This is a genomic window from Stenotrophomonas sp. 364, assembly GCF_009832905.1.
GTDB classification, from domain to species: domain Bacteria; phylum Pseudomonadota; class Gammaproteobacteria; order Xanthomonadales; family Xanthomonadaceae; genus Stenotrophomonas; species Stenotrophomonas maltophilia_AP.
The window spans coordinates 2,359,817-2,375,755 of the sequence record NZ_CP047135.1 but is presented as its reverse complement, the minus strand read 5'-3'; the positions used below and the strand labels follow the sequence as shown (position 1 = coordinate 2,375,755).

The window sequence follows — 15,939 nt, the reverse complement described above, 5'->3', positions numbered from 1 at the left end:
CCGCCCGCCGGGCACTCCGGAACCGCGCACCCCCGGGATGTTCACCGGCCTAGGCGGGGCCGCGGCAGTGGTGGCGTGATCGGCATCTACGCGCTGGATGGCACGTGCAGCGAGGCAATCCAACTACGGCAATTCCACCACCACTTTGCCCTTTGCCCGCCCACTCTCCACATACGCCAGCGCGCCCTGCGTCTCCTCGAACGGGAACACCCGATCAATGACCGGGATGATTGCGCCGGACTCGACAAGCGATGCGATGGTGCTCAGTTGCGCCCCATCGGCTCGCATGAAGACGAAGGTATACGTCACCCCCTTCTGCTTTGCCTTGCTGCGGATGCCACGGCTGAGCAGGCGCATGACCTGCTTGAGCGGCCAGGCCAACCCGCGCGCGGTCGCAAAGGTGGGCGTGGGCGGGCCCGAGATGGAGATGAGATGGCCGCCCGGCTTGAGGATCTGCAGCGAGCGCTCCAGTTCCTCCTTGCCCAGGCTGTTGAGCACCACATCGTAGTCGCGCAGTGCCGTGGCGAAATCCTGCTGCCTGTAATCGATGACCACGTCCGCGCCCAGGTCCTTTACCCACGCCACGTTGGGGGTGCTGGTGGTGGTGGCAACGAACGCGCCAAGGTGTTTGGCCAGCTGGATCGCCACGGTGCCGACGCCGCCGGAGCCCGCCTGGATGAAGACCTTCTGACCCGGTTTCAGCTGGGCGGTTTCCACCAGTGCCTGCCACGCGGTCAGCGCGACCAGCGGCAGCGAGGCGGCCTCCACCATGGTTAGGTTGCCGGGCTTGAGTGCCACGGATACGGCGCTGACGGCGATGAACTCGGCGAACGTCCCGATGCGGTCATCGTCGGGGCGTGCATATACCTCGTCGCCCGGTTTGAACTGGGAAACCCCGGCGCCGACACGCTCCACCGTACCGGCCAGGTCGTTGCCCAGAATCAGCGGCAGGCGATATGGCAGGATCACCTTGAACTCGCCCCGCCGGATCTTCGTGTCCAGCGCGTTGACGCTGGCCGCATGCACGCGGATGAGCACATCGTCGTCGCGCAGCGCCGGCGTTGGCACGTCATCGATATGGCCGGTTTCCTTCTTGCCGTACCGGTCGATGAGGAAGGCTTTCATGGACGGTGTGTCTCTGGTTGGGTGATGCCGCGCGGTTGCGCGGCCGGTAGGAAGGTGCGCGCGTCAGCTGCTGAGGAACGCTAGCGCTTCGGCAACGAACTCGGCGTGATACTGGAATATTCCGCCATGACCGGCGTCGTCGTAGATGACCAACGTCGCATTGTGGATACGGTGGGCGAGGTCGGCGCTGTTGGGCGTGGGGACCATGATGTCGCTGTCGCCATTGGCAATCAGTACCGGGATACGGATGCCGCTCAGGTCCTGGGGCGCTTGTCTGCCCCAGGCGGTGATGGCCTTCAGCTGCTGCAGGAATGCGCCGGGCGAAGCAGGCCTGTCGCGATCGCTCGTGCGCTCCTTCAACCGGTGCAGGAAGTCGTTGGCCGCCTGCCGGCCGCGGGCGCTGGCGGTGAAGAACAGGTAGTACTTGGGATCGCGCCGCGTCAGCAGGCCCTTGGCGATCAACGGCCCCGACACCCGGCCCACCCGGTCGATGCCGCGGCCACCTGCAGGCCCGGTTCCGGTCAGGATGAGCCTGCGCACCAGGTCGGGTGCGTCCAGCACGACCTGCTGGGCGACGAAACCGCCCAGCGAGAAGCCGAGCAGATCGACGCGCCCCACGCCCATCGCGCGGATCAGCGCGATGGTGTCCTGGGCCATCTCCGCCACGGTCAACGGTGCTGTGCCCCCTGATCTTCCAATGCCCCGGTAGTCGATGGCGATGACGCGATGCCTGCTGGCCAGGCCGTCCACGATGCGCGGATCGAAGTTATCGGGCACCGCGCCCCAGTGGTTGAGCATGACAAGCGGGACGCCCGTTGGCGGGCCAAGTTCGCGGTAGGCGAACGCAGTACCGCCAACGTCGAGCAACCGGGTCGCGGCGTTCTGGAAGGCGGTGCCCGATGCGGGGCGGGTGTCGGAAATCGTCATGGTCGACCACCTCTATCGTCGATGCTTCAATCGGCGCTGCGATAGCGCTCTGCGGCCTGCGCCTGCCGGACGTCCGAGAGCAGGCCCTGGCGCGATGCTTCCAGCGCGTCCCAGCGTGCGACCACATGCAGCGGCGGAATGGTCACGGTTTCGCGACGATCAAAACCGACCAGGGCGGCATCCACCAACTCGCCGACATCCATCACCTCCGGCAACGTGTTGATGTCGATGCCGGCGCGCTCCCAGATTTCGGTGCGCGTGGCGGCGGGCAGCACGGCCTGCACGTAGACGCCCTTGGGCGACAGCTCCAGGCTGAGCCCCTGCGACAGGAACAGGACAAAGGCTTTGGTCGCGCCGTAGACGGACATGCCGAACTCGGGCGCCAGACCCACCACCGAGCCGATGTTGACGATGGCGCCTTCGCCGGCGTCGGCCAGGCGGGGTGCAACGGCCGCGGCCAGGCGCGTCAGGGCGAGGGTGTTCAGCGTCACCAGCTGGTCGATGCTGTCGGCCGATTGCGCGGTGAAGCCGCCGGACTGGGCGACGCCGGCGTTGTTGATCAGGATGCCGATGCGCGCGTCGTCGCGCAGGCGGGTTTCCACGGTGGCCAGATCGGTGGGCTGGGTGAGGTCGGCCGGCAGGACGTCTACGGCGACTCCTGTGTCCTGGCGCAGGCGGGCAGCCAGCGTGTCCAGGCGGGTCTTGTCGCGCGCGACCAGCACCAGGTCGTGGCCCCGGCGTGCGAAGCGTTCGGCGTAAACGGTGCCGATGCCGCTGGAGGCGCCGGTGATGAGGACGGTGGGAAGCAGGCTCATGGTGTGTCTCTTGGAATGGGGTGGGCGAGAAGGGGTGCAGTGCGACGCTGTCGAACGAATTACTCCGGCGTCGTATCGGTCAATGCGGGGTAGTCGGTGTAGCCCTCCGCGCCGCCGCCGTACAACGTGGCGGGGTTCAATGCGTTCAAGGGCGCGCCGGTCTTCAGGCGTTCCACCAGATCGGGATTGCTGATGAAGGCACGGCCAAACACGATCAGGTCTGCCTTGCCTTCGGCGAGGTGTGCGCTGGCCAGGTCCAGGTCGTAGCCGTTGTTGGCTAGATAGGTCCCCTTGAAACGCCCGCGCAGCCCATCGAAGTCGAAGGGCGCCACGTCACGTGGACCGCCTGTCGCGCCTTCAACCACATGCAGGTAAACGATGCCCAGCGCGCTGAGCTGGTCGACGATGTAGTCGTACTGCGGCTGCGGGTCGCTGACCGTGGCAATGGCATTGGCCGGGGAGACCGGGGAAATGCGCACGCCGGTGCGATCCGCGCCGATCTCTTCGGCCACGGCGGTAGTGACCTCCAGCAGCAGGCGCGCGCGGTTCTCGATGGAGCCGCCGTAGGCGTCGGTGCGCTGGTTGGCGCCGTCCTTGATGAACTGTTCGAGCAGGTAGCCGTTGGCACCGTGGATTTCCACGCCGTCAAAACCGGCGGCGATGGCATTGGCGGCAGCCTGGCGGAAGTCGTTGACGATGGCCGGCAGCTCGTCGATCGCCAATGCGCGCGGCTCGGACACATCGACAAAGCCGTTGTGGACGAAGGTCTTGGTCTGCGCGCGAATGGCCGAGGCGGAGACGGGTGCGGCATTGCCGGGCTGCAGATCCACGTGCGAGATGCGGCCCACGTGCCACAGCTGCACGAAGATGCGCCCGCCGCGGGCATGCACGGCATCGGTGACCGCGCGCCAGCCGTCGATCTGGTCCTGGGTGTAGAGCCCCGGCGTGTCCTGGTAGCCCTGGGCCTGGGCCGAGATCTGGGTGGCCTCGGTGATGATCAGGCCGGCCGAGGCGCGCTGGGCGTAGTAGGTGGCGGCCAGCGGGCTGGGCACCAGACCGGCGCCGGCGCGGTTGCGCGTCAGCGGGGCCATCACGATGCGGTTGGCCAGCGTCAGCGGGCCAAGGGGGTAGGGCTGGAAGAGCGTCGGGGTCGTCATGGGTGTGGGTCGTGGTCGTTGAGGGGTCGCTGCGGAGGGCGGAAGCCCGCTCCGGGATGGCGGGTGGCGCAATGATGATGACCATAATCTTAGATGTCAATGGTTTGATGATGCACGTAATCTAAGTGTGGTAAAGTGCCGTACTTCCGCAGCACCGCGTTGCAGGGCATCGTTCATGAAGGTCACCAAGGCACAGGCGCAGGCCAACCGGGCGCACATCGTCGAAACCGCCTCCACCCTGTTCCGGGAGCGGGGATACGACGGCGTGGGCGTGGCAGACCTGATGGGGGCCGCGGGCTTTACGCACGGCGGCTTCTATAAGCACTTCGGGTCGAAGGCCGACCTGATGGCGGAAGCGGCCGCCTGTGGCTTTGCGACATCCGCCGAAGCATTGGCCGGGACCGATCTGCGTGCCTTCCTGACCTACTACCTGTCCCGCGAACACCGGGATACGCCGGGGCAAGGCTGCACGATGGCGGCGCTGTGCACGGATGCCGCGCGTCAGCCGGCATCGGTCAAGGCTGCGTTTGCAACCGGTATCCAAGCGCAGCTGGAAGACGGCTCAGGTCGCGATGGCCAGATGGATGCTGCCGCCGCCGAGCGCAGCCGTGCGCGGCGGATCGCGCTGATTGCGCAGGCGGTGGGCGCGGTGGTGTTGTCGCGGTCCTGCCCGGACGATGCGGCACTGGCCGACGAGATTCTGGACGCCTGTCGGAACGACATACTGGCGCGGCTGCCGGACGCACCTGCGGCTTGAGGCCGTGCTTCAGGGGTGGGCTGCGCAGGTAAGCGCGCGGCCCCTGTGCGGATGGCGACTTGAGAAGCCGGACGGGAATCAACAACGGCCGTGGGTGAACCCATACCCGATCGGTCACTATTTGCCCGCGTCACCACGCAGCGCTACGCTTCACCGATGTCTACTTCATCCTCCGCAGCGCTCGACGCCGGGCGTGGCCCCGCTGAGCACGACGTGCGCACGCAGATCATCGAGGCGGCCACCGCGCACTTCAGTCACTACGGCTACGACAAGACCACGGTGTCCGACCTGGCCAAGGCCATCGGCTTCTCCAAGGCGTACATCTACAAGTTTTTTGCCTCCAAGCAGGCCATCGGGGAGGTCATCTGCACCAATTGCCTGGCGCAGATCGAAGGCGAGGTGCATGCGGCCCTGGAGGGGGTTCAAGCGCCGCCCGACAGGTTGCGGGTGCTGTTTACCGTGATCGTGGAGGCCAGTCTTCGCCTGTTCCTCCAGGATCGCCGCCTCTATGAAATCGCCGTGGCGGCCGCGACGGATGAATGGCCCTCGACCCAGGCCTACAAGGGCCGCATCCGGCAGCTTGTCGAAGAGATCCTGAAAGAGGGGCGTGCGTCCGGCCTCTTTGAGCGTGCGACGCCGCTCGAAGCGACCAGCCAGGCGGTCTATCAGGTCCTGGTTCCTTATCTGAACCCAGTGACGCTTCCACACCTGTCGGCTCTGCATGCGGAAGCGCCTACGTCCCTGCAGGACCTGGTGCTCAGGAGTCTTGCCCCGCAACGAAAGTGACTATTGACGGAAATGGTCACTAGGAACAAAATGCCTCCGGATACCACACTCCGGAAGACCGTATGCGGCGCCGTTCTGTACTCACAGCCATCTCCTGTGTTGTTCCGTTGTTCCTTGCGGCCTGCGGAACGTCGGATGACATCGACCCCCGGATTGCGCCGCCCATCGTCCGGGTTGCCCATGTGCAACCGGGCGCGGGAAACGCGCGCACGTTTACGGGCACCATCGCCGCAAAGGTGCAGAGCGATCTGGCCTTCCGGGTCGGCGGCAAGGTCACTGAGCGCCTCGTGGAGACCGGGCAGACGGTCAAGCGCGGGGATGTGCTCTACCGGATCGATCCCAACGACCTGAACCTGGCCGCGGCGTCCCAGCAGCAGGCTGTCATCGCGGCCCGTGCGCAAAGCGTGCAGGCCACGGCGGATGAAGCGCGGTATCGCGATCTGGCGGCCAAGGGCGTGGTGTCACGGTCGTCTTACGACCAGATCAAAGCGGCGGCCGACGCGGCGGCTGCAACGCTCAACGCGGCCGAATCCCAGGCCCGGGTTGCGCGCAATGCCAGCCACTACACCGCGCTCGTTGCCGATGCCGACGGGGTGGTCATGACCATCAACGCTGAGCCCGGTCAGGTTGTGGCGGCGGGGCAGGTGGTTGCCCGGCTTGCCCGTGCGGGCAGCCGGGAGGCGGTCGTCCAACTGCCCGAGACGCTTCGTCCCCAGATCGGTTCGGTGGCCCTGGCGTCGTCGTTCGGCGGAAGCGGCACGATTCCCGCGCGGTTGCGCGTCCTCTCTGAATCGGCGGACCCCGCAACCCGTACGTTTGAAGCCCGCTACACCCTGGAAGAGGGCAGCACGGCGCTGCCGCTGGGTTCAACGGTGACGGTTGAACTTGGCGGTGCAGCAGCTGCCGGTGCGTCGGCAGGCGTGGAGGTGCCGTTGGGCGCGCTGTTCGATCCTGGCACCGGACCCGGGGTCTGGGTGATCGGGGGTGAGCCGCTCAAGGCCACGTGGACGCCGGTAGCCGTCAAGCAGTTGGGCGACGACAAGGCGTTGGTTGAGGGGGCCTTCAAGGCATCGGATCGCGTGGCGGCTCTAGGCGCTCACCTGCTCCGCGAAGGGCAGGTGGTTCGTCTGGCCGACACGGCCAAGCGCGCCGTGGCAACCGGAGCCCAGCGGTGAGTGGGTTCAATCTGTCGGCGCTTGCGGTGCGCGAGCGCGCCATCACCGTCTTTCTGATCTTCCTGATCTCGGTTGCCGGCATTGTGTCGTTCTTCCAGCTTGGCCGGGCAGAGGACCCCGCGTTCACCGTCAAAGTCATGACCATCGTGACGGCGTGGCCTGGCGCTACGCCCACGGAAATGCAGCACCAGGTCGCCGAGAAGCTGGAAAAGCGTCTGCAGGAGCTGCGCTGGTATGACCGCAGCGAAACCTACACCCGGCCCGGCTTGTCCTTTACCACGCTCACGTTGCAGGACGGCACGCCTCCGTCGCAGGTGCAGGAAGAGTTCTACCAGGCGCGCAAGAAGATGGCGGACGAAGCGGCAAACCTGCCCGCAGGCGTGATCGGCCCGATGGTCAACGACGAGTACGCGGATGTCACGTTTGCGCTGTTTGCGTTGAAGGCGAAGGGCGAACCCTTCCGCGCATTGGCGCGCGATGCCGAAACCCTGCGCCAGCGCTTGCTGCACGTGCCTGGGGTAAAGAAGGTCAACATCATCGGTGAGCAGTCCGAGCGCATCTACGTGGAACTGTCACACGAACGGCTGTCGAACCTGGGCATAACACCGCAGGACGTGTTCGGGGCGCTGAACGGACAGAACGCGTTGACCCCGGCAGGCTCAGTCGAGGCCAAGGGCCCGCAGATTTTCATTCGCTTGGATGGCGCGCTGGATCAGCTGGAAAAGATCCGCGATACGCCCATCGTCGCGCAGGGCAAGACCCTGAAACTGCAGGACATCGCCACCGTGAAGCGTGGCTATGAAGATCCCTCGACCTTCATGATCCGCAACGGTGGCGAGCCTGCCCTGTTGCTGGGCATCGTCATGCGGGACGGCTGGAACGGCCTGGATCTGGGTGCCTCACTCGATGCGGAGGTCAAGAAGATCAACGCAGGGCTCCCGGTCGGGATGGCGCTGGACAAGGTGACCGATCAGGCGGTGAACATCAGCGCGTCGGTCGACGAGTTCATGATGAAGTTCTTCGCCGCGCTGCTGGTGGTGATGCTGGTGTGCTTTGTCAGCATGGGCTGGCGCGTGGGTGTGGTGGTGGCGGCCGCGGTGCCGCTGACGCTGGCGGCTGTGTTCATGGTGATGGCCGCAACCGGCAAGAACTTTGACCGCATCACGCTCGGCTCGCTGATCCTGGCGCTGGGCCTGCTGGTGGACGACGCCATCATCGCCATCGAAATGATGGTGGTGAAGATGGAAGAGGGCTATAGCCGGGTCAAGGCATCGGCCTACGCATGGAGCCATACGGCGGCGCCCATGCTGGCCGGCACCCTGGTGACTGCGGTGGGCTTCATGCCCAATGGCTTTGCCCGATCCACCGCCGGCGAATACACCAGCAACATGTTCTGGATCGTGGGCATCGCGCTGATCGTGTCGTGGGTGGTCGCGGTGTTCTTTACGCCCTACCTGGGTGTGAAGCTTCTCCCTGAACTCAAGACTGTGGAAGGCGGGCACAGCAGCCTTTACGACACGCCGCGCTACAACCGCTTCCGGTCGATCCTGGCGCGGGTGATTGCACGCAAGTGGCTTGCGGCGGGTTCGGTGATCGGCCTGTTCGTGCTTGCTGTGGTGGGCATGGGGCAGGTGAAAAAGCAGTTCTTCCCCGTTTCCGATCGCCCGGAAGTGCTGGTCGAAGTGCAGATGCCCTACGGCACGGCGATCGAACAGACCAACCTGGCCACCAGAAAGGTGGAGCAGTGGCTCGCTGGGCAGGAAGAAGCGAAGATCGTCACGGCCTATATCGGTCAGGGCGCGCCCCGGTTCTACCTCGCTATTTCCCCGGAACTGCCCGATCCGGCGTTTGCCAAGATCGTGGTGCGTACCGACAGCCAGGCACAGCGTGACGCCCTGAAAGCACGACTGCGTCAGGCGGTGGCGGAGGGCTTGGCACCGGAGGCACGTGTGCGCGTGACCCAGCTGGTGTTCGGGCCTTACTCGCCTTACCCGGTGGCGTATCGGGTCAGTGGTCCGGATCCGGACGTCATCCGTGGCATTGCGGCCAAGGTCGAGCAGACCCTGCACGCCAGCCCGATGATGCGTACGGTCAACACCGATTGGGGCGTGCGCACCCCGACGCTGCACTTCACGCTGGATCAGGACCGCCTGCAAGCGATGGGAATGACGTCGGCCTCTGTCTCGCAGCAACTGCAGTTCTTCCTGAGCGGGGTGCCGGTCACTGCCGTGCGCGAGGACATCCGCACCGTCGAGGTTGTCGCTCGGTCCGGCGGGGGTACGCGCCTGGATCCTGCGCGGATTGCGGACTTCACGTTGGTCGGTGCTGCGGGCCAGCGCGTGCCGCTGTCCCAGATCGGCTCGGTCGAGGTCCGGATGGAAGAGCCGGTGCTGCGCCGTCGTGATCGTGTACCCACCATCACCGTGCGCGGTGATATTGACGACGCATTGCAGCCACCGGACGTATCGGCCGCGATCAGCAAGCAGCTTGAGCCCCTCATTGCCGCGCTGCCCGAGGGCTACGCCATTGCCCAGGCCGGGTCCATCGAGGAATCGGGCAAGGCAATGAGCGCCATGCTGCCGCTGTTCCCGATCATGCTGGCGGTGACCCTGCTGATCATCATCCTGCAGGTGCGGTCCATCTCCGCGATGATCATGGTGTTCATGACCAGTCCGTTGGGGCTGATCGGCGTGGTGCCCACCCTGCTGCTGTTCCAGCAGCCGTTCGGCATCAATGCGCTGGTGGGGTTGATTGCGTTGTCGGGCATCCTGATGCGTAACACGCTCATCCTCATCGGTCAGATCCACGAGAACGAAGAAGCCGGCATGGACACCTTCCACGCCATCATCGAGGCGACCGTTCACCGGGCGCGCCCGGTGATCCTGACCTCGCTGGCAGCGGTGCTGGCCTTCATTCCGCTGACCCATTCGGTGTTCTGGGGAACGCTGGCCTACACGCTGATCGGCGGCACCATTGCCGGCACCGTGATGACGCTGGTGTTCCTGCCGGCGATGTATGCCATCTGGTTCAAGGTCCGAGCGGAAAAGACCCCCGTTGCCTGACACTGGCCCGGGCCTCTTTTATATGGGAAGTGATGTATGAGCAGTGCCGACAAAGATCGCATCGTGGTGACCGGAATGGGCGTGGTCAGTCCACTCGGCTGCGGGGTTGAGACCGTCTGGTCGCGCCTCCTGGCGGGGCGCTCCGGGATCGGGTCGCTGGGGGCCGAGCTTGCGGCGGGCACCGGCTGTGACGTCGGCGGCCGCGTGCCTGACCGCGTTCAAGACCCGGAGGCAGGCTTTGATTCCACCGGGATCATCGCGCCGAAAGATCTCAAGAAGATGGACCGGTTCGTGGAGTTCGCGCTGGTCGCCGCCCACGAAGCGCTTGAGCAGGCGGGGTGGCAGGACGCCGATGCCCGCGGGCTGCTGCGAACGGCGACCGTGATTGCCACCGGGATCGGCGGGTTTGGATCCATCGTCAATGCGGTCCACACCACCGACAGCCGCGGGCCTGGCCGGCTGTCGCCGTTCACTGCACCGACCTTCCTGGCCAACATGGCGGCGGGGCAGGCGTCGATCCGTTACGGGTTCAAGGGCCCGCAGGGCGCGCCCGTCACGGCCTGCGCGGCGGGCGTCCAGGCCATTGGTGATGCGGCGCGTCTCATCCGGTCCGGTGAGGCGGACATCGCGCTCTGCGGTGGGGCGGAGGCGGCGATGCATCGGGTCAGCCTGGGGGGATTCGCAGCGGCCAAGGCGCTCAGCACGTCGTTCAATGACACACCGCACGCAGCCTCTCGCCCGTTTGATGCGCAGCGCGATGGGTTTGTCATGTCCGAAGGGGCAGGGTTGCTGGTGATCGAGCGGCTGGACCACGCCTTGGCGCGGGGCGCCAAACCGCTGGCCGAACTGGTTGGCTACGGCACGACCTCCGATGCCTACCATCTGACGGCCGGGCCCGAGGACGGCAGCGGGGCGCGCCGGGCGATGGAGATCGCGCTGGCGCAGGCGGGCATTACGCCGGCGCAGGTCGATCACATCAATGCGCACGCCACCTCCACCCAGGTGGGTGACCGGGCAGAGCTTGCGGCGATGCGCGCGCTGTTTGGTACCCGACCCGATCTTTTGATCTCTGCCACCAAGTCCAGCACCGGGCATCTGCTCGGGGCAGCAGGTGGCATCGAAGCGATCTTCACCGTGCTCGCGCTGCGTGACCAGATCGCGCCGGCGACACTCAATCTGATGCGTCCGGATCCGCTGGCCGAAGGACTGTCGATCGTAGGCGGCGTACCGCGGAAGGCAGAGATCGCGTTCGCCCTGACCAACGGGTTCGGGTTTGGCGGCGTGAATGCCAGCGCGCTGTTCCGGCGCCTGTGAACACCGCGGCCTCCACCCGTTGCGCAAGCAAAACCAGCCTGCGCTGGGAGAGGGCGAGGGAGAGCGCCAGGCGGTGCATCTGTGAAGCAGCGGCCACTGTCTTTGCGGAGGAGGGCTTTGAGCGGGCGACGATGAGGCGCATCGCGGCGGTGTGTGGCGTCACGAAGGTCACCCTCTACGCGCACTATCGTGACAAGGAGCGGCTTTACAGGGCGGTCATGGACGGCCACCTGGCATCGATGCCGTCAGGCGTGCTGGACATGCACGGGGTTGCCGATCTCGGCGACGCGCTGAGGCGTATCACTGACGGCATCGGGCGATTGGCGACAGATGGTGCGTGCCAGGCGTTCTGCCGCGCGTTGGCGCACTCTGGTCCGGCCAGTGATGGCTACAGGGAACACTGGAACGCGATGCTTGCACCGTATTTCAGGCTTGCAGAAGACGCATTCACGAAGGCGTCCAGCCGCCCGACCCACGCCGCGGACGCCGAGAAGTTCCTGAGGCTGCTTCTCACAGAACATGGCTTACCCCAAGGGGACAGGCCGGTGTCCGGGCCCGACGCAACCGTCGCGCTTTTCCTGCGGGCCTATGCGGCGCCACTGCCAGGCACGCGCGAATTTTGACGCGGTCTTGGCGCGTGCTGCGGATACTTCTCCGTCATTGTTCCAGAGGAGAAGGGCAATGGCCGCCAGACAAAAGACCCCGTCAAGCCCCAAGGTGGTGAGGATCGAAGCGATGCCGCTGGACTTCGGCGAAGCCGCCGTCGTGATCGAGCTGGACGCCGAACCGCCCAAGCGCTGGTTCAAGGCGCTCAAGCGCGAGATGACCTATTCAGAGGGCCTGGAGACGGCGTCGGCGAAGTTCGACGGCTGCTTCGTCTACCTTGTGGGGCTGGATCCGGCCCTGGGGAGCGCCGTTCGCTGTGCCAGCCGGCTGCTTGCAGCGGTGCAGGAGGGTCTTGAACAGAAAGGCACTGGTTCTCCCGACAGCGACCCAGCCGCTGACGATGCTCTGCATCCGGCTGCTTCCCGGCAAGTGCCGCTTTCACCGCGAGGCGAAATGAGGCCCTGATGGAGATGAGCGGCAGGGTGTGACGCGTACATTCAGGACTCTTGTCATCATGATGGCCCGGCATTATGTCGGGCCATCGTCGTTCCCGGGGCTGGAAGGCATCGGAGTATTCTTCTCGATACCCGTCCGGTGCCGGGCAAAGTCTGGTGAAGGAGCGGCAGTCCATGCCGCTCCTCTGTCCAGCCACTTCAGCTCGCCGGAAAAGGAATGTCCGGCAGAACGTCTCCGTCCCTGTTGATCGCCAAGGGCCTCAAGCGGCTTTCGCGGCCCTGGCGTTGCCGCCGGACTTGGCCAGGATCGTCAGCTTCTCATCGGTTGCCTTTTCTTCTTCCAGCGTTTCCAGCAGGAGCGGAAGCGCGTCCTTGTAACCCAGCTGCTTGGCGAGGGCAGCGATGGTGCCGTAGGACGCGATCTCGTAGTGTTCAACCTTCTGGGCACCGCCGATAAGCGCGGCATCGCGCACGGGGCCTTCCTCGATGCTGTCGATGGCTTCCTTGCCCTCCTCAACCAGCCCCTCCATGGCGGCGCACTTGATGCGCTTGAGCCGAATGCCCAACAGTTCGATCACCTGGTCGATGCGCTCGATCTGGCCTTGGGTTTCTTCCAGGTGGGTTTCGAAGGCGGCGGCCAGGTCCGGGTCGGTGGCAGCGCGCGCAAGGCGGGGAAGCGCCTTGGCCATCTGCTTCTCCGCGCTGTAGATGTCCGACAGTTCGTGGATGAACAGGTCTTCAGCGGTCTTGATCGCCATGGTGGTGCTCCGGGTGGGTGGTGGGGTGGAACCCTGAAGCTAGGCGCACTCTCGTTAGGGGCGTGCGCAGATCCGTGAAGGTCTGCTACACGCGTGCCACCTCGCCCATGGCGCACGGCATGCGCACTTCGTTCCCTGCTTCGTTCAGGTGTTGATGACCGGCTCGCACGCGTGGTGGAACCCGCTCACGCGCTTGGCCCAGAGTCCGCAATTCAGGATGGAAGGTGTGAAAGGGGATGCAGTGCATGTTCACGAGTGACCCACCGTTGGGGGGCTAGAAAGAAGTCCAGTAGTGCACCAAAGCCCGGGGCGTGACCGCTGCCCAACTCAAGGACGCGGTCAAGGCCGTAGGCCGACCTTGGTAGCGGTGCGCAAGCATCTGGGCAAGTGACGGTCGGTGGGCATATTCCGCACTGAAAATCGCCGTACGTCCGGCGTCTGGAACGCAACGTCGGATCGTTTGGGACGTTCAGGAGAAGCCGCAATGCATCGAGCCGTCGTATGTGCCGCGGTCATCTTCACCTTGTCCGGGTGCGGAGGCGGCAACACAGCATCCAGCGTCCAAGCGCCCGGGGCAGAAGAAACCGCGAAGACCAAAGCGCTCGAGGCCGGGGCAGCCGTGCTGCAGGACCGGCCGCCAGTCGATGTCATCAACGCCTATCTGGACGGATTCCATTTCTACAACGGTCAGATGAAGGTCCAGATGGAAGCCCATCACTACTGCGCCATCCTCAACGAGGATGTCATCCAGTGCACGATCTACGACGGCAACGTGAAAGACGCCAAGTTGATGGGGGTGGAATACATCATCAGTGAGACGCTCTTTGCAGGCCTTCCCGAGCAGGAAAAGGCGCTATGGCACAGCCACGTTCAAGAGGTGAAATCCGGGCAGCTCATCGCGCCAGGGATCCCCGAGGTGGCCGAGCATGCGCTGATGGAGAAGCTCATCCATACGTACGGCAAGACCTGGCACACCTGGCACACAGACCTGGACAATGACCTGCCCCGAGGCATGCCACAGCTGATGATGGGATTCACCGCCGATGGCCAGGCCGATCCGGCCATGGTCGCTGCCCGTGACGCGCGGCTCGGGGTCAGTAGTGAGGACAAGCGAAAGCGCCGTGCCGACATCGCCGCGCCCTCAATCGATGCAGGCGCCGATGCGTGGCAGAAGGGCAAGGTCATCCAGATCGAAGACCCGACGGGTGGACATGCTCACGCCGGGAAGGAAGACCCCGACGCGCCGTCCGACGGCGACAAGAATGCGACGTCCAAGGGCAGTTCAGGGCGGTGAGAGTGGACGTCGAGGCCAAGGCCAGGACGTCCGCCCGCTACTGTCTCGTTTCGATGGCCAACGCCCGATGGGCCACTGGCATCATTGGGTTGAGCTGCATTTCCCGTGCCAACGCGTACTCTGCAGAACGCCTGGAAGGCTCGCCAATAGCCGAGAGCCGCGCGTTGCTGACGGCGTGATGCGAGCCGCACTGCCCACAGCGAAAAAGCGCACCACCTGGAAGCTCCATCAGGGAGCCTAGGGTTGAGGCAGTGGTTGTGCTGCAATGGCCGCATTCGACAGTGAGCGCCAGAATGCGATCTACGTCGCCGGAAGACGCATAGTTCGCTTCAAAGGAGCGAATGACAAAAGATGCTGAGGTGGGCATCGTTGCTCCTGAACAGGGGGAATGAGCAGAGCATCTCCGGAAACCCGTGACGGGATTGTCGTGATGGGCCGCAGTGTCGTTCCGTCAACACTGCCGCGACGATTGACAGCCACGCCGGTGGCCGGTTGGGATCGCCCAGGCCGCGTGTTGCGTCATCCGCTCATGGGTGGCTCTACCCCCGATGCCGGTCGCACGGTGTAGCTCGCGTCTACCTGTCCATGTCCCTGGCGCAGGTGATCGCCCGGTTTGCCTCCAACGCTGCCAGCCGTTCGCGCAACGCCGCATACACCCCCGGGGCGTCGAGATCGAGATCGCGTCGGCGCCCCGGGCGCAGTGATTTGCTATGTTGACCACGCCCAATCCAGGGGAAACAAGAGGTGTGGCGTTTCAGTGATCGAGACCCGCCTGCTCCAACAGTTCGTTGCCGTTGCCGAAGAGCTGCATTTCAATCGTGCCGCCGAGCGGCTGCACATGGCCCAGCCCCCGCTGAGCCAGGCGATCCGCAAGCTTGAGAGTGCCGTCGGTGCGCCTCTGTTCGTGCGCACCAACCGCAGTGTGGCGCTGACCCCGGCCGGGGCGGCATTCCTTGTGACTGCACGCAGCACCTTGCGCGCGTTGGAGGAAGGGGTGGCGCAGACGCAACGGGTGGCGCAGGGGATCGAGGGCCACCTCACGCTGACCTTCATCAACATTGCACCCTACGCCCCTCTGCTACGCGCGCTTCGTGATTTCCGACATGCGTCCCCCGGCATTTCGTTCACCATGGTGGAAGCCACGACCCAGGAGCAGGTGATCGCGCTGGAGCAGGGCAGGGCGGATATTGGGTTCATGCGGACGCCCGGAACGTCTGTGCCGCACCTGCGCCTGGCCACCGTGTCCAGCGAGCCGATTGTCGTCGCGCTGCCTGCCGGCCATCGGCTGGAAGCGGCCCCGACCATTGCGCTGGAACTGCTCAAGGAGGACGCGTTCGTCGCCTCACCGCGGACGCTCGGCAAGGGGTTCCATGACCAGCTCATCAGTCTGTGCCACGCAGCGGGGTTTGTTCCCAACATCGTGCAACACGGCCGACAGATGCAGACCCTGATCGCCCTGGTGGCCGCTGGGTTCGGTGTCGCGCTGTTGCCCGCTTCCCTGGCGACGAATGACCGGACGGACGTGGTGTTCCGCCCGCTCCAGGTGGACGCTTCCGATGGGCTGTCCCGCCTGGACCTGCTCATGGCGTGGAACGAGACCCGGACATCTGTTATCCGCGATCGGCTGATACAGACGGTCCTGGAGACCTTGCCATCGGCCTGAGCGGATGAGACACGCTGCGTCTTGGTGCGGTATGCAGACAGTCCT

The 15,939-nt window shown here is 65.1% G+C and carries 14 protein-coding genes; 9 read left to right on the top strand and 5 right to left on the bottom strand.

Annotated features, from left to right (window positions below):
* Window positions 1-123 precede the first annotated feature (123 nt).
* The 4 genes from GQ674_RS10845 to GQ674_RS10830 all read right to left on the bottom strand — a co-directional run bounded on the left by GQ674_RS10845 (window position 124) and on the right by GQ674_RS10830 (window position 4,024).
* Window positions 124-1,125: an NADP-dependent oxidoreductase gene (locus tag GQ674_RS10845; RefSeq protein ID WP_159497079.1), complete on the bottom strand. Its 1,002-nt coding sequence runs from the start codon at window positions 1,123-1,125 to the stop codon at window positions 124-126.
* Between the two features lie 63 nt (window positions 1,126-1,188).
* The gene (locus tag GQ674_RS10840) at window positions 1,189-2,052 is read right to left on the bottom strand and encodes an alpha/beta hydrolase (protein WP_159497078.1); all 864 of its coding nucleotides are present in this window, start codon (window positions 2,050-2,052) and stop codon (window positions 1,189-1,191) included.
* Between the two features lie 26 nt (window positions 2,053-2,078).
* Window positions 2,079-2,867, bottom strand: a complete 789-nt coding sequence (locus GQ674_RS10835; protein WP_159497077.1) for an SDR family oxidoreductase — start codon at window positions 2,865-2,867, stop codon at window positions 2,079-2,081.
* Between the two features lie 59 nt (window positions 2,868-2,926).
* A complete protein-coding gene (locus GQ674_RS10830; protein WP_159497076.1) occupies window positions 2,927-4,024 on the bottom strand; it encodes an alkene reductase in 1,098 nt (365 codons plus the stop codon).
* A gap of 175 nt (window positions 4,025-4,199) precedes the next feature.
* Here GQ674_RS10830 and GQ674_RS10825 point away from each other — a divergent pair, with 175 nt between their 5' ends.
* The 7 genes from GQ674_RS10825 (at window position 4,200) to GQ674_RS10795 (ending at window position 12,189) form a co-directional block, all read left to right on the top strand.
* Window positions 4,200-4,781 carry a TetR family transcriptional regulator gene (locus GQ674_RS10825; protein WP_159497075.1) on the top strand — a complete coding sequence of 194 codons (582 nt, stop codon included), beginning with the start codon at window positions 4,200-4,202 and terminating at the stop codon, window positions 4,779-4,781.
* A gap of 156 nt (window positions 4,782-4,937) precedes the next feature.
* On the top strand, window positions 4,938-5,567 hold the full coding sequence (locus GQ674_RS10820) for a TetR/AcrR family transcriptional regulator (protein WP_159497074.1): 630 nt from the start codon (window positions 4,938-4,940) through the stop codon (window positions 5,565-5,567).
* A 62-nt stretch (window positions 5,568-5,629) separates the two neighbouring features.
* Window positions 5,630-6,742 (top strand): efflux RND transporter periplasmic adaptor subunit, encoded by a 1,113-nt coding sequence (locus GQ674_RS10815; protein ID WP_201290246.1) that lies wholly within the window; start codon window positions 5,630-5,632, stop codon window positions 6,740-6,742.
* Complete coding sequence (locus GQ674_RS10810) at window positions 6,739-9,804, top strand: efflux RND transporter permease subunit (RefSeq protein ID WP_159497073.1); 3,066 nt, start codon at window positions 6,739-6,741, stop codon at window positions 9,802-9,804. Before GQ674_RS10815 ends, GQ674_RS10810 begins: the two co-directional genes overlap by 4 nt.
* A gap of 36 nt (window positions 9,805-9,840) precedes the next feature.
* Complete coding sequence (fabF, locus tag GQ674_RS10805; RefSeq protein ID WP_159497072.1) at window positions 9,841-11,118, top strand: beta-ketoacyl-ACP synthase II; 1,278 nt, start codon at window positions 9,841-9,843, stop codon at window positions 11,116-11,118.
* Window positions 11,119-11,249: 131 nt separating this feature from the next.
* Entirely contained in the window at window positions 11,250-11,741 is a 492-nt protein-coding gene (locus GQ674_RS10800) for a TetR/AcrR family transcriptional regulator (RefSeq protein WP_236546265.1), read from the top strand.
* 58 nt (window positions 11,742-11,799) lie between these two features.
* On the top strand, window positions 11,800-12,189 hold the full coding sequence (locus GQ674_RS10795) for a hypothetical protein (RefSeq protein ID WP_201290245.1): 390 nt from the start codon (window positions 11,800-11,802) through the stop codon (window positions 12,187-12,189).
* Between the two features lie 250 nt (window positions 12,190-12,439).
* Here the strand turns inward: GQ674_RS10795 and GQ674_RS10790 are convergent, their stop codons facing one another.
* Window positions 12,440-12,937, bottom strand: coding sequence for a ferritin-like domain-containing protein (locus GQ674_RS10790; RefSeq protein WP_159497070.1), 498 nt, complete (start codon window positions 12,935-12,937; stop codon window positions 12,440-12,442).
* A 484-nt stretch (window positions 12,938-13,421) separates the two neighbouring features.
* Here GQ674_RS10790 and GQ674_RS10785 point away from each other — a divergent pair, with 484 nt between their 5' ends.
* Together GQ674_RS10785 and GQ674_RS10780 are read left to right on the top strand one after the other, a co-directional pair.
* A complete protein-coding gene (locus tag GQ674_RS10785) occupies window positions 13,422-14,231 on the top strand; it encodes an OBAP family protein (RefSeq protein ID WP_236546263.1) in 810 nt (269 codons plus the stop codon).
* A gap of 757 nt (window positions 14,232-14,988) precedes the next feature.
* Window positions 14,989-15,894 carry a LysR family transcriptional regulator gene (locus GQ674_RS10780; RefSeq protein ID WP_159497069.1) on the top strand — a complete coding sequence of 302 codons (906 nt, stop codon included), beginning with the start codon at window positions 14,989-14,991 and terminating at the stop codon, window positions 15,892-15,894.
* The last annotated feature ends 45 nt before the right edge of the window (window positions 15,895-15,939 follow it).